Source organism: Streptomyces sp. rh34 (assembly GCF_002551245.1).
Lineage (GTDB): Bacteria > Actinomycetota > Actinomycetes > Streptomycetales > Streptomycetaceae > Streptomyces.
Map to the genome: position 1 here is coordinate 1 of NZ_NTGZ01000016.1, position 20,347 is coordinate 20,347.

At 72.2% G+C, this 20,347-nt stretch carries 24 protein-coding genes and 1 pseudogene; 16 read left to right on the top strand and 9 right to left on the bottom strand.

What is annotated here, in order from left to right:
- Window positions 1-29: 29 nt before the first annotated feature.
- A pseudogene (locus CR470_RS05765) lies at window positions 30-323 on the bottom strand (serpin family protein); the annotation flags it as partial.
- A gap of 61 nt (window positions 324-384) precedes the next feature.
- Here CR470_RS05765 and CR470_RS05770 point away from each other — a divergent pair.
- Window positions 385-873, top strand: a complete 489-nt coding sequence (locus CR470_RS05770) for a GNAT family N-acetyltransferase (protein ID WP_097866492.1) — start codon at window positions 385-387, stop codon at window positions 871-873.
- A 43-nt stretch (window positions 874-916) separates the two neighbouring features.
- Here CR470_RS05770 and CR470_RS05775 read toward each other — a convergent pair whose 3' ends face one another.
- Entirely contained in the window at window positions 917-3,040 is a 2,124-nt protein-coding gene (locus CR470_RS05775; protein ID WP_097866493.1) for an MDR family MFS transporter, read from the bottom strand.
- 178 nt (window positions 3,041-3,218) lie between these two features.
- Between CR470_RS05775 and CR470_RS05780 the strand changes: the two genes are divergently transcribed.
- Window positions 3,219-4,295 carry a peptidoglycan-binding domain-containing protein gene (locus tag CR470_RS05780; RefSeq protein ID WP_097866494.1) on the top strand — a complete coding sequence of 359 codons (1,077 nt, stop codon included), beginning with the start codon at window positions 3,219-3,221 and terminating at the stop codon, window positions 4,293-4,295.
- 229 nt (window positions 4,296-4,524) lie between these two features.
- Window positions 4,525-5,187, top strand: coding sequence for an HAD-IA family hydrolase (locus CR470_RS05785; protein ID WP_097866495.1), 663 nt, complete (start codon window positions 4,525-4,527; stop codon window positions 5,185-5,187).
- A gap of 29 nt (window positions 5,188-5,216) precedes the next feature.
- On the opposite strand, the gene CR470_RS05790 is transcribed toward CR470_RS05785, so the two are convergent.
- Window positions 5,217-5,951: an ABC transporter permease gene (locus tag CR470_RS05790; protein ID WP_097866496.1), complete on the bottom strand. Its 735-nt coding sequence runs from the start codon at window positions 5,949-5,951 to the stop codon at window positions 5,217-5,219.
- A gap of 371 nt (window positions 5,952-6,322) precedes the next feature.
- Here CR470_RS05790 and CR470_RS05795 point away from each other — a divergent pair, with 371 nt between their 5' ends.
- The 3 genes from CR470_RS05795 (at window position 6,323) to CR470_RS05805 (ending at window position 9,412) form a co-directional block, all read left to right on the top strand.
- Window positions 6,323-6,967, top strand: coding sequence for an HNH endonuclease family protein (locus tag CR470_RS05795; protein ID WP_097866497.1), 645 nt, complete (start codon window positions 6,323-6,325; stop codon window positions 6,965-6,967).
- Between the two features lie 121 nt (window positions 6,968-7,088).
- Window positions 7,089-8,885: an alkaline phosphatase D family protein gene (locus tag CR470_RS05800; protein ID WP_097866498.1), complete on the top strand. Its 1,797-nt coding sequence runs from the start codon at window positions 7,089-7,091 to the stop codon at window positions 8,883-8,885.
- Window positions 8,886-8,962: 77 nt separating this feature from the next.
- Window positions 8,963-9,412 (top strand): DoxX family protein, encoded by a 450-nt coding sequence (locus tag CR470_RS05805; RefSeq protein WP_097866499.1) that lies wholly within the window; start codon window positions 8,963-8,965, stop codon window positions 9,410-9,412.
- Between the two features lie 189 nt (window positions 9,413-9,601).
- Here CR470_RS05805 and CR470_RS05810 read toward each other — a convergent pair whose 3' ends face one another.
- Complete coding sequence (locus CR470_RS05810; RefSeq protein ID WP_097866500.1) at window positions 9,602-10,384, bottom strand: superoxide dismutase family protein; 783 nt, start codon at window positions 10,382-10,384, stop codon at window positions 9,602-9,604.
- A gap of 198 nt (window positions 10,385-10,582) precedes the next feature.
- On the opposite strand from CR470_RS05810, the gene CR470_RS05815 reads away from it, so the two are divergent.
- Complete coding sequence (locus tag CR470_RS05815) at window positions 10,583-11,464, top strand: DedA family protein (RefSeq protein WP_097866501.1); 882 nt, start codon at window positions 10,583-10,585, stop codon at window positions 11,462-11,464.
- Window positions 11,465-11,520: 56 nt separating this feature from the next.
- Here CR470_RS05815 and CR470_RS05820 read toward each other — a convergent pair whose 3' ends face one another.
- The 3 genes from CR470_RS05820 to CR470_RS05830 all read right to left on the bottom strand — a co-directional run bounded on the left by CR470_RS05820 (window position 11,521) and on the right by CR470_RS05830 (window position 12,674).
- Window positions 11,521-11,742 (bottom strand): DUF2277 domain-containing protein, encoded by a 222-nt coding sequence (locus CR470_RS05820; protein ID WP_097866502.1) that lies wholly within the window; start codon window positions 11,740-11,742, stop codon window positions 11,521-11,523.
- A 66-nt stretch (window positions 11,743-11,808) separates the two neighbouring features.
- Window positions 11,809-12,264 (bottom strand): DUF7144 family membrane protein, encoded by a 456-nt coding sequence (locus CR470_RS05825; protein WP_097866503.1) that lies wholly within the window; start codon window positions 12,262-12,264, stop codon window positions 11,809-11,811.
- Between the two features lie 191 nt (window positions 12,265-12,455).
- Window positions 12,456-12,674 (bottom strand): hypothetical protein, encoded by a 219-nt coding sequence (locus CR470_RS05830; protein ID WP_007459297.1) that lies wholly within the window; start codon window positions 12,672-12,674, stop codon window positions 12,456-12,458.
- 144 nt (window positions 12,675-12,818) lie between these two features.
- Between CR470_RS05830 and CR470_RS05835 the strand changes: the two genes are divergently transcribed.
- On the top strand, window positions 12,819-13,442 hold the full coding sequence (locus CR470_RS05835; RefSeq protein ID WP_097866504.1) for a histidine phosphatase family protein: 624 nt from the start codon (window positions 12,819-12,821) through the stop codon (window positions 13,440-13,442).
- A gap of 223 nt (window positions 13,443-13,665) precedes the next feature.
- Here the strand turns inward: CR470_RS05835 and CR470_RS05840 are convergent, their stop codons facing one another.
- Entirely contained in the window at window positions 13,666-14,334 is a 669-nt protein-coding gene (locus CR470_RS05840; protein ID WP_097866505.1) for a GNAT family N-acetyltransferase, read from the bottom strand.
- Between the two features lie 318 nt (window positions 14,335-14,652).
- On the opposite strand from CR470_RS05840, the gene CR470_RS05845 reads away from it, so the two are divergent.
- Complete coding sequence (locus CR470_RS05845; protein ID WP_097866506.1) at window positions 14,653-15,120, top strand: nuclear transport factor 2 family protein; 468 nt, start codon at window positions 14,653-14,655, stop codon at window positions 15,118-15,120.
- Window positions 15,121-15,703: 583 nt separating this feature from the next.
- Here CR470_RS05845 and CR470_RS05850 read toward each other — a convergent pair.
- Window positions 15,704-16,525 carry a class I SAM-dependent methyltransferase gene (locus tag CR470_RS05850; protein WP_097866507.1) on the bottom strand — a complete coding sequence of 274 codons (822 nt, stop codon included), beginning with the start codon at window positions 16,523-16,525 and terminating at the stop codon, window positions 15,704-15,706.
- A 56-nt stretch (window positions 16,526-16,581) separates the two neighbouring features.
- On the opposite strand from CR470_RS05850, the gene CR470_RS05855 reads away from it, so the two are divergent.
- The 7 genes from CR470_RS05855 to CR470_RS05885 all read left to right on the top strand — a co-directional run bounded on the left by CR470_RS05855 (window position 16,582) and on the right by CR470_RS05885 (window position 20,256).
- Entirely contained in the window at window positions 16,582-17,298 is a 717-nt protein-coding gene (locus tag CR470_RS05855) for a GntR family transcriptional regulator (protein ID WP_097866508.1), read from the top strand.
- 618 nt (window positions 17,299-17,916) lie between these two features.
- Window positions 17,917-18,186 (top strand): DUF6284 family protein, encoded by a 270-nt coding sequence (locus tag CR470_RS05860; RefSeq protein ID WP_097866509.1) that lies wholly within the window; start codon window positions 17,917-17,919, stop codon window positions 18,184-18,186.
- Window positions 18,183-18,380 (top strand): hypothetical protein, encoded by a 198-nt coding sequence (locus CR470_RS05865; protein WP_097866510.1) that lies wholly within the window; start codon window positions 18,183-18,185, stop codon window positions 18,378-18,380. Before CR470_RS05860 ends, CR470_RS05865 begins: the two co-directional genes overlap by 4 nt.
- Complete coding sequence (locus CR470_RS05870) at window positions 18,377-19,243, top strand: DUF2637 domain-containing protein (protein ID WP_097866511.1); 867 nt, start codon at window positions 18,377-18,379, stop codon at window positions 19,241-19,243. The genes CR470_RS05865 and CR470_RS05870 overlap by 4 nt, the downstream gene beginning before the upstream one ends.
- Window positions 19,243-19,560: an RRQRL motif-containing zinc-binding protein gene (locus CR470_RS05875; RefSeq protein ID WP_097866512.1), complete on the top strand. Its 318-nt coding sequence runs from the start codon at window positions 19,243-19,245 to the stop codon at window positions 19,558-19,560. The genes CR470_RS05870 and CR470_RS05875 overlap by 1 nt, the downstream gene beginning before the upstream one ends.
- A gap of 19 nt (window positions 19,561-19,579) precedes the next feature.
- Complete coding sequence (locus CR470_RS05880; RefSeq protein ID WP_097866513.1) at window positions 19,580-19,861, top strand: hypothetical protein; 282 nt, start codon at window positions 19,580-19,582, stop codon at window positions 19,859-19,861.
- 14 nt (window positions 19,862-19,875) lie between these two features.
- Window positions 19,876-20,256 carry a DUF6251 family protein gene (locus tag CR470_RS05885; protein ID WP_097866514.1) on the top strand — a complete coding sequence of 127 codons (381 nt, stop codon included), beginning with the start codon at window positions 19,876-19,878 and terminating at the stop codon, window positions 20,254-20,256.
- Window positions 20,257-20,347: the final 91 nt, after the last annotated feature.

The window sequence follows — 20,347 nt, forward strand, 5'->3', positions numbered from 1 at the left end:
CGCCATCAGAGATGTGTATAAGAGACAGCCGCGGTGCCGAGGAGGGCCCGCAGCTCGGCCGCGGTCGCGCCGCGCGCACCGGCGGCCACGGCGGCCAGGGCGAGCCAGAGCCCGGCGGGCGAGCACACGAAGCCGGTGTCCGTTCCCGTCCCCGTACCGTCCCGGTCCTCTCCCGCTGCCATGCCGTCCCGTATCCATCGCTCGGCGAGACGCTGGACGGCTCCGGTCGTGGTTGTAGCCCCGGTCACGGTCTCGGTCTCGGTCTCGTTCCCGGAGTCGGTCTCGGTCCCGGAGTCGGTCCCGGTCGCGTACACATCAGTCACTGCTGCCCCCTGCAGGTAAATCGCGTCGTCGTTCGGCCGTGCGGCAGCAAGAATGCCCCACATGACCTGGACCGTGACCGCCGAACGATTCGACTCCCCCGACGCGAGCGCACTGCGCCGGGACTACTACGACGAGGTCGCGAGCCGCTACTGGCAGCGGCCCGCGACCGCCGCGGAGATCGACGACGGGCTCGACGGCGACGGAGCCGAGCTGCTCGCACCGCCGACCGGGCAGTTCGTCGTCGGCCGGTACGGGAGCAAGGCCGCGAGCTGCGCCGGGCTGGTGCTGACGGAGTCCGCCGGGCCGGGCACGGCGGAGCTGACGCGGGTGTACGTGCGCCCGGCGTTCCGGGGCACGGGCGGCGGCGGGCTGCTGCTGGCCGCGGTGGAGGAGGCGGCGAGGGCGTACGGCGTACGGCTGCTGCGGCTGGACACCCGCGACGACCTGGTCGAGGCGCGGGGGCTGTACACGAAGCACGGGTACCGGGAGGTGCCGGCGTTCCACCGCCGCAACCCGTACGCGGAGCACTGGTTCGCCAAGGAGCTGTGACGGCGGCGTCCGTTCTGTCGGACGGTGCCCTGGAGCCGGGTGCTCAGGCGGGTGGGTGGCGGCGGCCGTGATCGTCGCGCTCGTCGGGGCTCCGGTGGTGGGCCTCGCGCTCGTCCTGGCGCAGGTGGGCCTCGTGGTCGCGGGGAGGCTGCGGGGAGTGGGGGCGCTCCCTGGTCGAGCCGCTGACCTCGGCGGTCAGTTCGCTGACGAGTTTGACCAGGTCGGTGGGGCGTTCGGGACCCCACCAGTCGCCGAGGAGTTCGGCGAGGGAGTCCTCGCGGGCCTGCGAGAGCCGGACGACGGCCTCGGCCCCGGTGTCGGTGAGGATCATCTGCAGGCCCTCCCGGCGGGCCAGGCCGCGTTCCTCGACCTGCCGGGCCGCATCGGTGATCACGTGCAGCGGTACGGGTGCCGTCTCGGCGAGCCGGGCTGGTTCGACGGTGCCGTGCCGCTTGATCCGCAGGAGCAGCCAGCTGGCGGCGGGCAGCAGGTCGTACCCCGCCCGCGCGGTGATCTTCTCGTAGATCTCGCGGCGGCCCTCCCGGGTGGCGAGCACCGACAGGGCGCGGGCGCACTCGTCGTAGGAGGAGCGTTCGACGGGGTTGGAGGCGAGCGTCTGACTGGTGTCGGGGGCGGTGACCGAGCCCCGGAGCTTGTCCTCGCGGAGGAACCAGGCGAGGACGAATGCGAGGAGGACGACGGGGACGGCGTACAGGAAGACGTCCGTGATGGAGGTGGAGTACGCGCCGAGGACGGAGGGCCGCAGATCGGCGGGGAGCTGCCCGATGGCCCGGGGGTCGGCGGCCAGCCGCCCCGCGTCGACGCCCGACGGCAGCGACTGCCCGGCGAGCGCGTCCGTGAGCTGCCCGGTCAGCCGGTTGGCGAAGATGGTCCCGAAGACGGCCACGCCGAACGCGGAGCCGATGGACCGGAAGAACGTCACGCCGGAGGTGGCGACACCGAGGTCCGGGTAGGAGACGGAGTTCTGGGCGACCAGGACGAGGACCTGCATCACCAGGCCGAGGCCGGCGCCGAAGACGAAGAAGAAGGCGCTCATCAGCCAGGTGGAGCTGTTCTCGTCGAGCTGGTGGAGCAGCAGCAGCCCGACGGCGGTGACGGCCGTGCCCACGACCGGGAAGACCTTCCAGCGGCCGGTCCGGCTGACGATCTGGCCGGACCCGGTCGAGGTGATCAGCAGGCCGAACACCATCGGCAGCATGTGCACGCCGGACATCGTCGGGGTGATGTCGTGGACCACCTGGAGGAACGTCGGCAGGTAGGTCATCGCGCCGAACATGGCGAAGCCGATGACGAAGCTGATCACGGCGACGAGGCTGAAGGTCCTGATCCGGAACAGTTTCAGCGGCAGTACGGGCTCGGCCGCGCGCCGCTCGACGGCGATGAAGACCACGAGCAGCACGACGGCCAGCACCGCGAGTCCGATGATCTGCGGGGAGCTCCAGGCCCACGTCGTACCGCCGAGGGAGGCGACGAGCACCAGCGCGGTGGCGACGGACGCGATGAGGAAGGTGCCGAGGTAGTCGATGGTGTGCTTCTCGCGGCGGACGGGGATGTGCAGGACGGCAGCGATGACGCCCAGCGCGACGACGCCGATCGGCAGGTTGATGTAGAAGACCCAACGCCAGCTGAGGTGTTCGGTGAAGAAGCCGCCGAGGAGCGGCCCGAGGACGCTCGTCACGCCGAAGACCGCGCCGAAGAGCCCCTGGTACTTGCCGCGTTCGCGCGGGGTGACGAGGTCGCCGACGATCGCCATCGACAGCACCATGAGCCCGCCGCCGCCGAGTCCCTGGAGGGCCCGGAAGCCGATCAGCTGGGGCATGTTCTGGGCGACTCCGCAGAGCGCGGAGCCGATCAGGAAGATCACGATCGCGGCCTGGAAGAGCTTCTTGCGGCCGTACTGGTCGCCGAGCTTGCCCCACAGCGGGGTCGCCGCGGTCGCCGCCAGCAGGTAGGCGGTCACCACCCAGGACAGGTGGTCGAGGCCGCCGAGCTCACTGACGATCGTCGGGAGCGCCGTGGAGACGATGGTCTGATCGAGTGCCGCGAGCAGCATGCCGAGGAGCAGTGCACCGATCGCCACCAGGACGCTCCGGTGGGACTGCCCCTCACCCGGCGCCGGGGGTGACGGGCTCAGCTGCTGGGCCATGGACGTCTCCTCGATCCACTGGTGCGTCGACGCGCTGACTCACTGATCCACTACACCCCCATCCTGGACGTTTCGCCCCGTTATGGCCTGTCAGGGGCGGGCCGAGCCCCGGCAGGCCGTTGGGCTTCCCCGGAGCGGGCTGCATAATCGCAGGCAGCTCAAGGGGAGGGGACCCACGATGACCGGACACGCATGCCCGGAGTGCGGGAGACGGACGGCCGGGGAGCCCGGCACGGAGCACCGGGCGCCGTGCCGGTGCGGCGCCGGCGCGCTTTCGGCGCAGCTCTCGGAGGACGAACAGCGCGCCGCCCGTACGGCGGAGATCGCCGCGGCCGAGGACTTCGACCCGCTGCGCATCCGGCCGTACGTGACGCTGACGGACCCCGCCGGGGCGGCCGGGGGCGGGGACGAGGGCGGGGACAGGTTCGGGGAGCCTCGGCCCGGGTCCGGCGCCTGGGAGGGGGCGGCGGCCACGATGCCGTTGTTCCTGGGCGGCGGGGGCCCGGACGCGGGCGTGGGTGACCGCGGCACCCCTGGCGGTGCGCCGTACGCCGTGCCGGACGAAAGCCGGAGGCGCACCGCGGGCGCGAACACCGCCGCCGCCCCCGACCCGGTGCGGCCACGCCGCAGGCGCCCCTTCGGGGCTCTCGCCGTGGGGGCGGCCGTGGCCGCGGTGGTCGGCACGGCGGCCTTCGCCGGCGGGCTGTTCGGCGGTGACGACAGCAAGGACGAGGCGCTGCCGGAGGCCACCACGAGCGTCCCGGACACCGAGGACGAACCGGCCGCATCGGTGGCCCCGTCCCCCTCCGCGTCGGCCACTCCGACCCGTACGCAGTCCCCCTCGGCCACACCGTCCGCGTCACGGTCCCCGTCCGCCTCGCCGACGAAGAGCCGGAAGCCCGCCCCGACCGCCACCACCACCACGTCCGCGTCGCCGAAGGCGAGCGCGTCGTCCACCCCGGAGGGCAGCGCGCCTCCGGCGGCACCGCCCGCCGGTCCATCCCCGGGGCTGACCGGCTCTTCGCTGCGGCCCGGCGACCGCGGCCCGGAGGTCGCCGAGTTGCAGAGCAGGCTCAGGACCGTCGAGGAATGGCTCTACCCGGGGCCGGTCGACGGGAGCTACAGCGACCAGGTGGCGCACTCCGTGGCGATCTACCAGTCGTACAAGGCGATCCAGGGAGATCCGACGGGCGTGTACGGACCGAACACCCGGCGCGTGCTGGAGAAAGAGACGAACGGGCGCGGGCGCCACTGAGCCCGGCCACGCGGCACAGGGATTGGCGTTCCGGCCCCGGTTTTTGTATCGTGATGGAACAAAGTAGCTCCCGCCCGCACTCCCTGACCGGCGGGCGGGGGTTGCTCTGCTTTACCGCACGCGGTACCGCACACCTCGTACCGCGCACCCTTCGCAGCCCGCGTACGTCATGCCCCGCGGCACGAGCACCCGGACTGTTCGCACACCTCCCCGCGTTCTGGAGCAGCCGATGCCTCCCACCGTCCTCACCGCACAAGCCCTCCTGCTGGACATGGACGGCACCCTCGTGAACTCCGACGCGGTGGTGGAGCGCTGCTGGCGGCGCTGGGCGATCGAGCACGGACTGGACCCCGAGGCCGCCCTCAAGGTGGTCCACGGCCGCCAGGGGTACGCCACGATGGCCGTGCTGCTCCCGGACCGCCCGGTCGAGGAGAACTACGCGGACAACCGGGTGATGCTCGCCGAGGAGACCGCCGACGTCGAGGGCGTCGTGCCGATCGGCGGGGCACCCGCGTTCATGGCCGCGATCGCCGAGCTGCCGCACGCACTCGTGACCTCCGCCGACACCGCGCTCGCGACGGCCCGGATGGGTGCGGCCGCGCTGCCGATGCCCGCCGTCCGCGTCACCGCCGAGCAGGTCGGCGCCAGCAAGCCGGACCCCGAGGGCTTCCTCAAGGGCGCGGCGGAGCTGGGCTTCGACGCGGCGGACTGCATCGTGTTCGAGGACTCCGAGGCGGGCATCGCGGCGGGCCGGGCGGCGGGCATGCGCGTCGTGGGCGTCGGCCCGCGCGCCGCGGCCCTCTCGCCGGACGCCCACGTCGAGGATCTGACGCAGGTGCGCGTGGAGGCGACCGGGGACGGCTCGATCCGCCTGCACATCGGCGAGGCCTGAGACACGCGCCTGGCCCGGCCCCCCGGGGATCAGTCCCGGAACAGCAGCCCGCGCGCGACCAGCTCCAGGACCGCCGCGACGGCGACCACCTGAACCGCCATCAGCGCCACCAGGACGAACAGCTGCACGGCGCCCGCCTCCACGGGTGAGGCGCCGCCCAGCAGCATGCCCACGAACGCCCCCGGCAAGGTGACGAGCCCGACCGTCCGGGTCTGGTCGAGCCCGGGCAGCAACGCGTCCGACGCCGCGGGCCGCACGATCTCCAGCCGGGCGTCCCGGTCGAGCAGCCCGAGGGCCATGCCCGCCTCCACCTCCCCGCGCCGCCCGGCGAGTTCGTCCAGGGCGCGCCGCCCGCCGAGCACGGTCGCGGTGAGCGCACCGCCGATGAGGATGCCCGCCATCGGAATGAGCGCCAGGCCCTTGACCGGCACGAGCCCCGTGAGCAGCAGCGCCCCCAGCACGGGCAGCACACCCGCCCCGATCGGCAGCGCCGCCCAGCACCAGGTGCGATTGCCGGTGATCCGGCGCCCCGCGGTCCACACGGCCACGGCGAACATCAGCGCCACGAACCCGAGAAGCGGTGCCAGGGAGCGGACCACCCAGCCGATGAGCAGGGAGACGGCGGCGAGTTGGACCGCCGCCCGCACCCCGGCGACGAGGATCTCGCGCGACCGGCCCAGTGAAGCCCACGCGGCGACGGCGGCGGCGAGGACCAGCAGGACGGCGAGGACGACGCCGAGGGTGACGGAGACCGGAAGCAGCACGCGGCAACGATAGGTCCGCACCCCCTCCGCCCGGCCTCGCCACACACCCTCACCCCCCGCACCGTCGACCCACACCCCTCACCCCTGGGCCACCCGGCTCCCCCACCCCCGGGGCCACCGCGGCGGGGGCGTGCGACCAGGAACGCGAGCGCCCCGGAGCCCCCGGCGGATGCCCAACACTCCCCGGACAACTCCGCCGTGACGGTTCCGCGCGCTCCCGCGACCCGTCACTCCCCTTGCACACCCCTTGATGTGACGTGCACATGTCGCCACTCTGTTACCTGACGCCCACCTCACGGAAATCTGGCGTCGCCACGATGGCCGGGCTTGCCCACGCCCGCCCAAGCACCCCCCACATCAAGGGAGTTCGCATGTCCGGTATCTACGCGCGTCGCCTTTCCGTCGTCGCCGCAACCGCCGCGCTCGCCGCCACGTCCGCCCTGTTCAGCGCCCCGAGCGCACAGGCCGCCATGCCCACCCCGGTCAGCGCGGCAACCGCTCGCACCTACCTCGGCCAGCTCACCGTCGGCGCGGAGGGCTCGTCCAGCGGCTACAGCCGCGACAAGTTCCCGCACTGGATCACCCAGTCGGGAGCCTGCAACACCCGCGAGGTCGTCCTCAAGCGCGACGGCACCAACGTCCAGCAGGACTCCTCCTGCGCCGCGGTCAGCGGCAGGTGGTACTCGCCCTACGACGGCGCCACCTGGAGCGCCGCGTCCGACGTGGACATCGACCACATGATCCCGCTCGCCGAGGCCTGGCGCTCCGGCGCGAGCAGCTGGTCCACCGCCCAGCGCCAGTCGTTCGCCAACGACCTGACACGCCCCCAGCTCATCGCGGTCACCGACAACGTGAACCAGTCCAAGGGCGACAAGGACCCGGCCGAGTGGATGCCGCCGCGCTCCGCGTACAAGTGCACCTACGTCCGCGCCTGGGTCCACGTCAAGAAGCACTACAACCTGACCGTGGACTCCGCCGAGAAGAGCGCCCTGCAGTCGGCCCTGAACGGCTGCTGACCACCGCGGCCGGCCGCCGGCTCCCCCGCACGGCCGCCGGCCCACCGGAACCCGTGCGCGCTCCTCCTTCGTTCTGTACGTTACGGACCCCATCCGTAACGGCGTCGCGAGGAGATATCACATGGCCGGGCTGCGCCTGGGACCACTGCTGCGGTACGTCGACTGGGAGTCCGGGTCCACCGCGACCGTCTGGGTCGAGGCGAGCCGTCCGTGCACCGTGGAGGTCCGGTGCGCGGACGGCGCCTCGGGGGCGTCGCCCACCTTCTCGGTGGCCGGGCACCACTACGCCCTGGTCGTCGTGACGGGGCTGACCCCCGGCTCCACCACGGCGTACGAAGTGCTGATCGGGTCCCGGCGCGTCTGGCCGCCCGACGACGCCCGCCTCCCGCCGAGCACCATCACCACGCCGCCCGCGGCGCTGGGGCCAAAGGGTGCGGCGGAGGACGCCGGATCGGAGACGGGCGACGCCGGGGCGGAGCCGGCCGGGGTGCGGATCTCGTTCGGGTCGTGCCGGTGGGCGGCCGCCCCCGGCGGCGGGCACGACCCCGTGGGGCCGGACGCCCTGGTGACCCTGGCCGCCCACCTCGCCGCGGATCCGGCGGCCGAGCGGCCCGACGTCCTGCTGCTCCTCGGTGACCAGGTGTACGCGGACGAGACCTCCGGGGCGACCCGGCGCAGGATCGCCGCCCGCCGTGACCTGCGCGAGCCGCCGGGTACGGAGATCGCGGACTACGAGGAGTACACCTACCTCTACGACGAATCGTGGCGCGATCCGGAGGTCCGCTGGCTGCTCTCCACGGTCCCCAGTTGCATGATCTTCGACGACCACGACGTCATCGACGACTGGAACACCAGCGCCGCCTGGCAGCGTGAGATGCGCGCCACGCCCTGGTGGCACGAACGGATCGTCAGCGGGCTGATGTCGTACTGGGTCCACCAGCACCTGGGCAATCTCTCCCCCGTCGAGCTGGCCGCGGACCCCGTGTACGCGGCGGTCAGATCCTCGCCCGACGGCACCGAGGCGCTGCGCCGCTTCGCCGCCGAGACCGACGCGGATCCCGCCCGTACCCGGTGGAGCTACCGGCGTGTTTTCGGCCGAGTACGGCTGGTGATGGTCGACACCCGAGCGGCCCGCGTCCTGGCCGGGGAACAGCGGGCGATGCTCGACGCCGACGAGGCCGACTGGCTGCGGGATGCGGTCCTGGACGACCCCTCTTCCTACGATCATCTGCTCATCGGCAGCTCCCTGCCGTGGCTGCTGCCCCCGCTCGTCCACGACGCGGAGCGGTGGAACGCCGCCCTGTGCGCGGGCGTACGCGGGCGGCGCTGGGCACGCTTCGGCGAGAAGCTGCGCCGCGCGTCCGACCTGGAGCATTGGGCCGCTTTCCCGGAATCCTTCGACCGGTTCACGGAGCTGTTGCGGGAAGCGGGGAGCGGCCCGGACGCCCCGGCGACGGTATGCGTCCTCTCGGGCGATGTGCACCACGCCTATATCGCCGAGCCCCGGTGGCCGAAGTTCGATCCCGGACCCGGTTCCGACCCCGAGGCCGGTTCCGGTACCGGCTCCCGGGGCGCCCCGGACTCCCGCGTCCTCCAGCTGACCTGCTCACCCGTGCACAACTCCATCCCCCGGTCGATCCGGACGGGTTTCCGTTTCGGCTGGAGCCGGGCGGGCCGCCGGATCGGACGGCTGCTGACCCGCCACGGCCGCACGGGAGCGTCGCCGGTGATCTGGCACAGGGCAGGCGGACCCTGGTTCGGTAACCAGCTCATGACGCTCGCGTTGCATGGCCGGAAGTCTGCGCTGACATTGATCCAGGCCAAGGCGAGCAAGCAGGGGGCCCAGCTCGACGTGGTTCTTGAGCGTTCACTCACCCCTGAGAGTGAGGCGATTTCCAGCCACTCGACGGAATGTTGAAGTTGCAAGTATCGGTGAGGCCTCCCTAACCTGCGCTCGATCGGTTCACGTCCCCACCACGACCGAAGGAGCCCCCCATGCTGATCCGCTTGAACCAGGCCCAGCCCTACGTTCTCAGCCTCTTCCGCTTCGTCGTCGGCCTGCTTTTCGCCATTCACGGCGCCGCCACCCTCTTCGGAGTGCTCGGCGCCGACCAGGTGAAGACCGGCGCCTGGCCCGGCTGGTACGCCGCTCTGATCCAACTGGTCTGCGGGTCCCTGGTCGCCCTGGGCCTGGGCACCCGCGCCGCGGCCTTCCTCGCCTCGGGGTCGATGGCCTACGCGTACTTCAAGGTGCACCAGCCCGAGGCCTTCCTGCCGCTCCAGAACGGCGGGGAGCTCGCGGCGATGTTCTGCTGGGCGTTCCTGCTGCTGGCCTTCACCGGCCCGGGAAGCGTCGCTCTGGACCGCTTCTTCGGCTCGCGGAACACAGCGGCCACCACCGACGGCGCGCCCCGGCACGACAAGACCCCGACCGTCCCCGTCTGACCCCCGGTCCCCGTCCGACCCGCCCTCCCCGTCCGACCCGCGCCCCGGTCCGACCCGCCGTCGCGGCGTTGCCCCGCGGCCTCCTCGCACGGAGCGGCGGGGACGTACGGCGGTGCCCCGACCTCCCGGTGACGCGGAGGAGCGGGACACCGCCGTACGCCGTCGTCCGCCCGACGGCGCGGAGGCCCGTCACTCCCTCCCGTGGGGCCCGAACGGCACCGTGAAGCACGCCGCCCGCTCCCCCGCACCGCCCTGCCGGTCATGGATGATCACCGACCGCGCCCCGTCCTCCCGGAAGCCCCAGCCGTGCAGGGCCTCCGCCCGCCCGTCGCCCTCCTCGTCCGTCCGGAAGTCCAGCCACACCTCGTTGAGCGGGTCCGCGGTCGCGGCCGGGCGGTGCTGGTAGTGGGGCCCTGCGGCGACGGGATCGGCGCCGCAGGGCGAGGTGTGCACGTGCATCCCGTACGCCCGGCCGGGCACCAGCCCCCGCAGCCGCGCTCCGACCCGGGTGCCGGACGGATCCACGAACTGTGTGACCTCGATCCGCGCGCCCGCCGGCACGAGCCGGGTGTCGTACGTCAGCGCGTCGGACGGCACGAAGGAACCGGGCGGGGAGAACACTCCCGTGGCCCGCATCCACGAACTGCCGCCCACGGCGGCGACGTCGACCGTGCGACTCGGGTCTCCACCGCCGCCCGGCTCCCGCGCCGAGACCCCCGCCGAAGCCCCCGCCGAGGGAGCCCCGTGCGCGCCGTGAGCGCCGGCGGCGCCGGCCGCGCCGCCGTCCGTTCCGTGGGCGACACCGACACCGCAGGCCAGGGTCAGCACAGCCGCCGTGCCCGCCAGCACGCCCGGGACCCGCGAGACCCCCCGGCCCCGCGACATCGCGTCACCCTCACGTCCCACCGTCCCCCGGCGTCCCGAATTCGGGTGCGCCTGACCGTGTCCCGTCCGTACCATCCATGCCGTCATGCGCTGCTCCTCGCTCGTGCCGGTCGTTCTCCCCGCCTAACGGGCACATGGCCTCCAGGTGTACGTGACCTGCACAACATCACCCGCCCCGGGCGATGTCCGGATGGCCCTCACGCGTACGCTGTACAGCTGAACCTGCCGCCCCTGCCGCTCCCCTGCGACGTCGCGGCGTTGACACGATTCGGGGAGTAACAGACGGTGCTAGAGAGTGTGGGCGCGCTGACCAGCAGCCCATGGATCTACGCGGTGGTCGCCCTCTCCGTTCTCCTGGACGTCTTTCTGCCCCTGCTGCCCAGCGGTGTCCTCGTCATCACGGCCGCCACGGCTGCGGCAGCGGGCACCACCACCGTCAGCGGCGCCGGTGAAAGCACCGGCGGGCAGGTTCCCTCACTCGTCGTGCTGATCCTGTGCGCGGCCGCAGCCTCGGTGCTCGGCGACCTCGTCGCGTACCGGCTCGCCTGGCGCGGGGGCGACCGGCTGGACCGGGCCATCGCGCGCTCCCGGCGTCTCACCTCCGCGCAGGAACGTCTCGGCGCGGCGCTGAGCCGGGGCGGCGGCGCGCTGGTGATCATCGCCCGGTTCGCGCCCGCGGGCCGCTCCGTGGTCTCCCTCGGTGCGGGCGCCGCCCACCGCAGGAAGCGGGATTTCCTCCCCTGGTCCGCGCTGGCGGGCCTGGCATGGGCGGGTTACAGCGTGGGGCTCGGCTACTTCGGCGGCCGGTGGCTGGGCTCGACCTGGTTCGGCACGGCCGTCTCCGTACTGGCCCTGTTCGTGGCGGGCGCGCTGGCCGCGTTCGTGGTGAAGCGCCCGGCGACGCGAACGGTGACGGGGACCGAAGCCGAGGCTGAGGCAGCGGAGACGGCGGAGACGGTGCCGTCGGCAACGGAGGCACCGGCATCCGGTCCCGGATCCGCAGCCAGGCCCGGGTCCGCACCCGCGTCCTCGGCCGTGGCGCCGAGGACGCCCCCGCTCGTGGCCCTGCCGTCGCCCACGCCCGCCCCCGGTGCCACTCCTCCGGCCGGACCTGCCGTCCTCGGCGGGCCGGGACCGGTGTCGGCGCCCGCACCGGCCGCCCCCTGACCGGAAGGGCGCACCGAAGGGACCTACCGGAGGGGCCGGCTTGCGGGCGGCGAGTCTCAGCCCCGGGCCGCGCCCCGTATCTCCAAACCGTCGAGCAGCTTCATCGTGGCTGCGGTGATCTCGTCGACGGCCTGGTCGAAGACCTCCCGGTTGTGCGCGGCGGGCGCGCGGAACCCGGAGACCTTGCGTACGTACTGGAGGGCGGCGGCCCGCATGTCCTCCTCGGTGGCCTCTTCGGGGAGGGCGGGCGGGCGAAGCGTCTTGATGCTGCGGCACATGTCTCCAGTGTGGACCGCCCCACTGACAACGGACACCCGTCGCCGTCACCCGCCGTCCCGGCCGGGTCAGCTCCGTACCAGGTCGCTCGGGTTCGACCGGTCGGTGCACAGGGCCCAGATGACGAAGACGTCGATCGCGATGGTGACGATGGCCCAGACCGGGGTGTACGGGAGCCACATGAAGTTGGCGATGAGGTTCAGGGAGGCGAGACCGACACCCGCGCCGCGGGCCCAGGTCGCGCCTTTGAGGATGCCCCAGCCCACAAGGATGAGGATCACGCCGAGGACGAGGTGGATCCAGCCCCACGAGGTCACGCTGAACTTGAAGACGTAGTCGTTGATGCTCGTATAGACGTCGTTCGAGGCGATCCCCGCAATGCCCTTCAGCACGCCGAGGACGCCGTCCACGAAGAGCAGGACACCGGCGAACACCGTTCCCCCGGCCGCCCACCCGCTGCCGGTGTGTCCGCCCGGACGCGGGTCGGCGGGGCGCGAGGCGCCGGGTGTGCTGGGCTGCGACATGAGGACTCCTTGGTCGGAACAGACGCCGGGCGCCTGCTGTCCTGACCTGCCCCGGCAGTGCGGGCAGGTCAGCTCCGACGTTCCTCGCGGCCCCCGGGCGACGCCACTTGGACGCACCCGTTCGGGTGAGGTGTCACGGCGCGCTGACGTCACGGGCGCTCTCCCGTACCGTCCGACGACGTCGCACGGGATCACTCCCAGGTGTCGAGGTCGCCGCCGCGCCATTCGATCAGCCCCGGCCGGTCCAGCTCGACGACCTTGTCGGGCCCCGGGGCGAACCCCGCGGCCCGCAGCAGCGCGGCCACCTCGCCCCGCCCGTGCGCCAGGCCCACGATCTGCCCGTGCACGGTGACCCGCCGCCCTCCGGTCGCGGAAGGCGGATAGACGATCACGGGCGGGTGCTCGGCCATGCCTCCACGGTGCCCCGAGCGCCGCCCCCGCGCATCCCGGGAGGCAGGCTCCGTGCCCCCGCTCACCCCGGCGGAACCGCCCGAGCGCGTCCCTGCGTCCCCGCAGACGTTCGTACGATCATGAACCGCGACGGAGGACCGCTCATGACGGCCATGGCTGCCCGCTATCTGTACCTCACCCGGCACGGCCAGGCCTCCGCCGACGAGAGCACGCTGACCGACGCCGGCTGCCGTCAGGCCGCCCTGCTCGGGGAGCGGCTCCGCGGAGCCCCGATCACGGCGATCCACCACGGCCCGCTCCCGCGCGCCGAGCAGACGGCGCGGCTGGTCGGCGAGCGGCTGACGGGAGTTCCCCTGCTGCGGTCCGAACCGGCCGGCGACTACATCCCGTACCTGCCGCGAAGGGAGGAGCTGCCGGCGGAGTCGGCCGACGAGACGCTCGCCCGGCTGGCCGGGTTCCCCGCGGCGGAACGCGAGCAGGGCCCCGGGCTGGCCCGGCAGGCCCTCGCGCGGTTCACGGGAACGGTCGAGGGTGACGAGCCCCGCCACGAACTCCTCGTGACCCACAACTTCCTCGTCGGCTGGCTCGTCCGGGCGGCGCTGGACGCCCCGAAGTGGCGCTGGCTGGGCATCAACCACGCCAACGCCGCGCTGACCGTCATCCGTTACGCCCCCGGCCGCCCCCCGGCCCTCCTCCTGTTCAACGACACCGGCCACCTGCCCGCCGAACTCCGTTGGACCGGCTTCTCGCCCGAGTTGCACGTCTGAGGGGGGGGGACACGACCTCCGAGGGGGCACGGCGCGGGCGGACACCCGCCCGGCGCGGCACAGGCAATGACTCAGCCACTCCGCCCACGAACGCGGATCAGCGACGTCAGCAGCCCGCGCGTTTCGGCACCCGCGGCCACGACGAGGGCTCACGGGTGAGTCGATCACGGCGAGCAGAGTGGCGGACGGCCACCGCCGTCGTACGGGGGACCCGGCACAGCCGTCACGCTCCCCCGGCGTCCTGCCCCCGGCTCCGGCCGAGCAGCAGCGCCTCCGAGCCGACCGGCCGGAATCCGGCGGCCTGGAACGCCCGGACGCTGCGCGCATTGCCCGCGGCCTGCTGCGACCAGAGCGGTTCGCCCGGGGGCACGAGGTGCCGTGCGGCGGTGGCGAGGGCGCGGCCGAGGCCCCGGTGCCGGGCATCCTCGTCCAGCTCGACCGCCACCTCCCAACGCCCCGCCACCCCGCGCCCGAGCACCAGCACTCCCCCGTCGGCCTCCCACATCCGCACCCCGTCCCGGCGCCGGCGCGCACTCATCACCCGTGAGTGCACGGGATCGGTGACCTCCCGCAGCTCCAGCCCGGGTTCACCGGGCAGCGAAGACGCCACGGTCAGGAGGTCGATCGTGTCGGTGACCCGCCCGGTGCGTTCCAGGAAGGCCGTCAGGAAGCGGGGGTGCATCGTGGCGGCCAGCGCATCGCATTCCAGGGCGGCCAGCGTCACGTGGACCCATTCGGGGTCCTCGTCGGTGAACACGACCGAGTGCGCAGTGAAGGCGATCACCCCCGTGTCGCGACCGTTCGGCGCGGCGACCACGGTCGTCCCCCCGTCGGTCTCCGGAAACCTCCCGCGCGCCGCCTCGTCCAGGATCTCCGCCAGCGTCTGTCCCATGAAGTGGCCCCTCGTACCTCGTCGTTCGGCCAGACCGTCGCATCGCCGCAGCACCGTGCCACCACGCGGGGACGGACGACGAGGAACGTTCATCCGTCTCTCTGGTGGCGCACCGGCCCAGGGTAGGCCGGTCCATCGCACGGCAGGCGTCCAGGTGCCCCCGGTACACGCGCCCGAGGAGGCGGCCTTCGACGCAGCCGGTCACCTCACCTCCGGCATGACCTCCGGCGTAATCGACCGCATCCGCCCGCCGCGGCAGGATCGAACCCATCGACGGGAAGCCCTGACAGGCCCCGCCCCAGCAGCGAGGAGAACGCCATGTCCGTCACGTCCCCCACCCTCCCGGCAAGCTCGGCCGACGCCGCGCCTTCCCCCACCGGTGCGACCCGCGCCGTCGTCCAGGAGTTCCTGGCCGCCCGGCTGGCCGGGGACACCGCGCGGCTCACGGCGCTCTTCGCCGACGAGGTCGACTGGCTGCTGGCCGAGAACCCGGCCGTGCCGTGGATCCGCCCCCGGTCCACGGCCGCCGAATGCGCGTCGCAGTTCACGGAGTTGATGGAGCACACGGTGCCCGAGGACGCCCGCGCCTCCGTCGACGCGTTCCTCGTGGACGGCGCTGACGCCGTCCTGATGGGGCACCTGTCGGGGACCGTACGGGCGACGGGCAGATCGTTCGAGGGACCGTTCGCGCTGCGCCTCACCGTCGAGAACGGCCGGATCACCCGGCACCACCTCTACGAGAACAGCCTGTCGATCGCGGAGGCGGTGAGTGACCGCGCGCATTGATCGTGGGCGGGAGAAGGACACCGAAGGCCCCCGACCATGGCTGGTCGGGGGCCTTCGTACGGGTGGGCGCGGACGGTTTCGAACCGCCGACATCTGCTTTGTAAGTTCGACTGACCGGCCGCGCGGCCACCGCTTCTCGGGCTCTCACACCGGGGCGGACCCCTGTCACAGACAGCAGGGATACGCAGTCATGCGGGGACGTTGCCGTCAACCGCTGCCGTCATCACCCGACGCCCCGAGGGGCGGAACTTGCCCTACTTCGGGCGCTCTTGTAGCCGGGCTTCCCGTTGCCGCACCTCATTCAGGCGCGCAAACAGCTTCTTCCACTCCCTCGCAGCGGCACCCCTCCGGTGAGCCCCATCAGGCTTCACCGTTCGCGGTCTACGGGCCTTCTTGTCATTCGGCCCGCCGTGATCTCCGCTGGTCAACTGGACGCGTTTCGCAGCTCCGTCGCGACGCTGCCGGTCTCCCATGGCCATGCTCGAACACTACGCCTGAGGCAGGGAGACTGCTCCATGTCACGCAGACTTTCGACTCAACCAACGTCATGGAACTGGCCGCCCCGCCGAACTCCCGCCGTCGGTCAATCGACGCTGCCGGACGGGACCGTGCCAACGGCCAAAAGGTGCGAGCTGGCGGCGAGGAGTTCCGGGTACGGCTCCGCCATGCGGGCCGCGTCCATGGCTGAGGCGATCAGATCATCCGTGGGGCCGTCGCCCGGCTGCTGTTCTGCCGCCTTCACTAGCGACCAGGCGGGGCCCTCGATGCCGAAGACCTGCACATCCTCCAGCCCAGAGGCGATCAGCTCCGTCACCAGCTCTTCGGCCCTGTGGAAGTACGACAGGGTGAAACCTCGCGCTCCGTCATAGACCGCCGTCTCCAGAATCTTGGAGACGGAGTCGTGGATCCGGTCGGTGTGCAGGTGTGCGTACGTGACGTGCTCGAAGAGCGACGCATAGCGATTGATCGCAGCTGCGGCGACCAGCCCGCCGGGCTTGGCCACGCGGGAAGCTTCCGCGAGCGCTCGTTGCCGGTCGGCGGGGTCGGGCAGGTGGTAGAGCGGCCCGAGGAGCTGCACGACGTCGAAGGTGTCGTCCGGCTCGGGCAGGTCGCGCGCGTCCCCGACAACCGCCGGGCACACCGCCGACGCGGCCTCAACATGACGGGGCACCGGGTCCACCAGAGCGACGTCATAGCCGTCCTTCACCAGCCATTCAGCGTGAATCCCAGTCCCCCCGCCCACGTCGAGCACACGCGCCGGCGCGGGGGGCAGAAAGCGTCGGAGGAGTTCCTGAGTTCTGACCAGTTCCATCCGCCCGTCTGCCGAGCTGCGCAGACGGCTGTCCTCGTTGACCGACTCGCCATAGAACCGCATCACGGAGGGCGCCAATTCGAGATTCGACATGGTCGCAGTATCGTGTGTACCGGTGGACCAGTCCAGCGCAGGAAATAGGGGAAGCCATGGCAGTCCTGAAGTACGAAGAGATCGCAGAGTTCCTGCGCGCCCGCATCGCCGCTGGTGAGATCGCACCCGGGGCCACGATTCCATCGGGTCGCGAGTTGGCCGAGCAGTGGGATGTGTCACGAGCCACCGCCATCAAGGCCGTCGATGTACTGCGAAACGATGGCGTGGTCGTGGCCAAGCAGGGAACCGGGTTCGTCGTCACGGAGACGCCCGTGGCACGCCCCGCCGGCGCACGCCGCGCCGGGTCGGCGCGCATCCTGGGCGGGATGCCGTTCCTGCGCCTGGGCGCGCCCGACTGGGCGGAACCCCCCGCCCGCGTCGCCGCCGCCCTCGGCCTCTCCCCCGGGACAACAGCACTTCGGCGCGTTCGGGTCCTCCAGCTCCCGGACGGAACGCCGAATAGCTGCGTTGAGGCGTGGTTCCCCCCGGAGATCGCGGAGGTGTCACCGCGCCTTGCTGACACCAACCCGATCGCCGAAGGAACAACTCGCTACGTCCGGCGTCAGACCGGGCGGGGTCCGGCCGAAGGAGTGGACGTCACCACCGTGCGCCTCGCGTCGGAGACGGAGGCGGAGCGCTTGGGGGTACCGGAGGGCACACCGGTAGCCGTGCTGCTGCACACGGCGTATGACGAGCAGGGGAAGCCACTGGTCTGCGAGGAGGGCGTTACACCCTCGTCGCTCTTCGAGCAGGTGGACACCTACGCCATGTAGGCGCAACGAGCAACAGAGACGGCTGGACCGGTCCACCGGTTCAGCTTTTTTGTGTGCCCGAATCCACTCCCCCACCTGCACTTTCCTTCGCGACGGGGCAGCGGCACGCGGATTCATCGCTTGACTGGACCGGTCCACCGGTCCAGTCTCTTGTTGTGGTCATCGCCCGATCCGGAATCTCCGGAGGGGGTCGATTCCGTCACGCCAAAACTCAACAGCGTGATCCACCGCAGTACGGCGGCCGTGACCGTTCCGGCCGAGGCGAGTGGAGACCAGTCGGCCGAGAAGGGGCCCCCGTCACACCGGGGCCCAACACCCCAGATGGGGGACACGCCACCGACTCGAAAGAACCGCTACGGCACACCTTGAAGCTGCCACCTCAGACGTCCGGGACTTCGGATCTCCCCGGACCGAGCAGTGCCGAGCGAATCGGAGAACCGACGCACCAGCGCTCACGGTGCCCGGCACCCACACCCGCCCTGCCGGCGGACAGGGGGTGTCGGGTCGCCGTGGTCGCTCGTAGCCCACGACCGACCTCCGCCAGACGGCGCGAGGCCCCGGTGCTGGAACACCGGGGCCTCAGTTCGGGCCGTCCACCTGCTAGGGAGAACACGACCCATGAAGACCACCGCAGCACTTCAGGCTGTTGTTACGGCCAACCCGTTCGACGGTGAGCCGACGGACGCCGAGCTGGACGCGATCGAGACGGAGCTGCCCGCCATCCTGGCGGACGTCGCCCTGTTGGATGCGCAGATCATGACCATCGACCGGACGCCGACCGAGTTGGACGAGCAGCGGATCCGCCGGGCCCGTCGCCGGGTGCTGGCCGCCCGCCGGGACCTGGCCAACCGCGCCGCCACGCTGACGCTGTCGGGCGGTGCGGCATGAGCGACACCACCACCATCGCCGTCCGGCGGGCGCTCCTGCTGGTGTTCGCCGGTATCGCTCTGGCTGTCATCGGGGCTTCGCTCGCCACGGCCACCGGCCGCCCGGTGTGGCGGGCCGTGGCCGTCGTCGGTGCTCTCGCCCAGACCGCCGGATGGCTCCTCGCGCTCCACTTCCGCCGGGGTGGTGCGGCATGAACCGCTGGGGCAAGGGCCTGCTGATCGCCGCTCTGGTCGGTGTGGTCGGCATGGCGTTCCGGGTGTCCTGGAATGCGTTGCGGGACGTCGCCACCGCCACCGGGGCCGACTCCACCGCCGCGACGCTCTACCCGTTCGTCGTCGACGGACTGATGGCGCTCGCCCTGGTCGCGACCCTGGTCCTGACCGACGACGCCCGCCGCTTTGCCCTGCGGGTACTGGCCGCCTACACCCTGGCTTCCCTCGTCCTGAACTACGTCCACGGGCTGGTTCCGGAGCTTCACGACGAGGTGGTCGACTGGGGTCGACTGGCCGACTGGGACCCGGCCAACTGGGCGCTGGTCCTGCTCGCCACGTCGCTGCCGGTCGGATCGATCTACTTCGGTTCCGACCTCGTAGCCAAGGTCCTGCACCACCGACCGATAGATCCCACAGCCACCGCCCCGAACCAGGATGAATCGTCCGAGACATATGTAAATCGGTCTACGGCTGACCTGGTGGTATCGGCCCCCGCGCCGATCACCCCGGCCCCCGCTGTGGGGGAGCTTCCGGCGGTCCCGGCGGTGTCCCTGGTGAAGCCGACCGATCGGGTCCCGGCCGGATCGGTCGCCGCTGAGTCGACCCGCCCGCGTCGGGCGACCGGCCGCGTCCCCGAGGTGGCCCGATCGACCCGACCGGCCCGCACCGCCGAACAGCTCCTGATCGAGGCCCGTACGGCTGCGGCCGACTGGTCGGATCGGGAGTTGACCGCCGAGGGCATCCGCCGGGCGGTCCACACGTCCCCGGCCAAGGCCCGCGTCCTGCGGGACACCCTGCGCGCCGAGCGCGAACAGGCGGCCGGCGCGGGTGAGGCGGCGGCCTGATGGCCGACGTCTACCGGTGGCGTCTCGCCCCCGACGGGTTGGCCACCCGCCGTCAGCTCCGGTCCATGGGGTTGCGGCCGGGTGGTCAGGACGTCGTCGCCGAACTCCACCGGCCCCGCCGCCGCAAGGCCCCGCTGGTCGCCTACCTCTACCGCATCGACCACGCCAAGCCCGTACGCCCCATGACCCCCGCCCGGGCCGCCGCTCTGGCTGCGGCGATACGGGCCCGCCGCACCTGCCCCAACTGCCGCCTGGATGCCGGGTACTGCATCCCGCGGTCGCTCGGCATGTGCGTGCCCTGCCACAACACCCGCTGAACCGGAAGGACTCCACCCCATGAAGCAGCGCCGCCCCGTCCAGCTCACGTCCCTGGTCCACTACACCGGCCGGGAGCACCACACCGTCTACCTGCCGGAGGCGGTCACGGTCGACATCACCCGGCAGTGCATTCGCCGGGCCCGCGTCCACGGCGCGACCGTGACGCTCCACGCGACCACGGACCGCACCGGCGACGCCGTCCAGCTCGCCCACGTCCACTACGGCCCCGGCCACTGGTCCAACACCAGCGCCGTCACCGACATCTACGAGATCCCCGTCACCGCGCTCCTCGACTTCTGAAGGAGGCACCGCCCATGGACCACCTGCCCGTTCCCCGAACCCCGTCCGTCGTGCGTCTCCCGGACGGCACCCCCGCCTACAGCGACCACCTCCCCGCCTCCTACCAGCCCGCCAACGTGGTGCCGCAGGTCGTCCACGTCCATCAAGCCCCGCCCGACCGGACGGTGCAGCGCCTCGCGCTCGGCTCCGGCATGGGCGCCGGAGCCGTCGCCGCGGGCGTCTACTTCGGCCCCCTTCTCGTCGGGGTCCTCACCGCGATCGCCGCCAACTTGGCGTTCCTCGCCCTGATCGCGTCCGTCTGCGCCTGGGGCGTGGTGACTGTCGTGAAGTCGGTCGGCGGCTCGGACGGCAAGGCCGCCGCCGGGGCGGTGCGCAGGTCCCGGCGGCGCGGCTGATGGCCGCCGCGATCGAGCACTTCCACTGCCCGACCTGTCACCCCCGTCTCGTGCGCGGGGTGACCCCGGCTATCTGCGGGGCGGTCATCCC

What these genes read in the sequence shown, in the direction of transcription:
- CR470_RS05870 (WP_097866511.1), top strand. Translation starts at nt 18,377, where the DNA reads ATGAACCGCTGGGGCAAGGGCCTGCTGATCGCCGCTCTGGTCGGTGTG.
- CR470_RS05885 (WP_097866514.1), top strand. Translation starts at nt 19,876, where the DNA reads ATGGACCACCTGCCCGTTCCCCGAACCCCGTCCGTCGTGCGTCTCCCG.
- CR470_RS05850 (WP_097866507.1), bottom strand. Translation starts at nt 16,525, where the DNA reads ATGTCGAATCTCGAATTGGCGCCCTCCGTGATGCGGTTCTATGGCGAG.
- CR470_RS05770 (WP_097866492.1), top strand. Translation starts at nt 385, where the DNA reads ATGACCTGGACCGTGACCGCCGAACGATTCGACTCCCCCGACGCGAGC.
- CR470_RS05845 (WP_097866506.1), top strand. Translation starts at nt 14,653, where the DNA reads ATGTCCGTCACGTCCCCCACCCTCCCGGCAAGCTCGGCCGACGCCGCG.
- CR470_RS05875 (WP_097866512.1), top strand. Translation starts at nt 19,243, where the DNA reads ATGGCCGACGTCTACCGGTGGCGTCTCGCCCCCGACGGGTTGGCCACC.
- CR470_RS05835 (WP_097866504.1), top strand. Translation starts at nt 12,819, where the DNA reads ATGACGGCCATGGCTGCCCGCTATCTGTACCTCACCCGGCACGGCCAG.
- CR470_RS05865 (WP_097866510.1), top strand. Translation starts at nt 18,183, where the DNA reads ATGAGCGACACCACCACCATCGCCGTCCGGCGGGCGCTCCTGCTGGTG.
- CR470_RS05820 (WP_097866502.1), bottom strand. Translation starts at nt 11,742, where the DNA reads ATGTGCCGCAGCATCAAGACGCTTCGCCCGCCCGCCCTCCCCGAAGAG.
- CR470_RS05880 (WP_097866513.1), top strand. Translation starts at nt 19,580, where the DNA reads ATGAAGCAGCGCCGCCCCGTCCAGCTCACGTCCCTGGTCCACTACACC.
- CR470_RS05785 (WP_097866495.1), top strand. Translation starts at nt 4,525, where the DNA reads ATGCCTCCCACCGTCCTCACCGCACAAGCCCTCCTGCTGGACATGGAC.
- CR470_RS05825 (WP_097866503.1), bottom strand. Translation starts at nt 12,264, where the DNA reads ATGTCGCAGCCCAGCACACCCGGCGCCTCGCGCCCCGCCGACCCGCGT.
- CR470_RS05810 (WP_097866500.1), bottom strand. Translation starts at nt 10,384, where the DNA reads ATGACGGCATGGATGGTACGGACGGGACACGGTCAGGCGCACCCGAAT.
- CR470_RS05795 (WP_097866497.1), top strand. Translation starts at nt 6,323, where the DNA reads ATGTCCGGTATCTACGCGCGTCGCCTTTCCGTCGTCGCCGCAACCGCC.
- CR470_RS05840 (WP_097866505.1), bottom strand. Translation starts at nt 14,334, where the DNA reads ATGGGACAGACGCTGGCGGAGATCCTGGACGAGGCGGCGCGCGGGAGG.
- CR470_RS05855 (WP_097866508.1), top strand. Translation starts at nt 16,582, where the DNA reads ATGGCAGTCCTGAAGTACGAAGAGATCGCAGAGTTCCTGCGCGCCCGC.
- CR470_RS05805 (WP_097866499.1), top strand. Translation starts at nt 8,963, where the DNA reads ATGCTGATCCGCTTGAACCAGGCCCAGCCCTACGTTCTCAGCCTCTTC.
- CR470_RS05775 (WP_097866493.1), bottom strand. Translation starts at nt 3,040, where the DNA reads ATGGCCCAGCAGCTGAGCCCGTCACCCCCGGCGCCGGGTGAGGGGCAG.
- CR470_RS05830 (WP_007459297.1), bottom strand. Translation starts at nt 12,674, where the DNA reads ATGGCCGAGCACCCGCCCGTGATCGTCTATCCGCCTTCCGCGACCGGA.
- CR470_RS05780 (WP_097866494.1), top strand. Translation starts at nt 3,219, where the DNA reads ATGACCGGACACGCATGCCCGGAGTGCGGGAGACGGACGGCCGGGGAG.
- CR470_RS05860 (WP_097866509.1), top strand. Translation starts at nt 17,917, where the DNA reads ATGAAGACCACCGCAGCACTTCAGGCTGTTGTTACGGCCAACCCGTTC.
- CR470_RS05800 (WP_097866498.1), top strand. Translation starts at nt 7,089, where the DNA reads ATGGCCGGGCTGCGCCTGGGACCACTGCTGCGGTACGTCGACTGGGAG.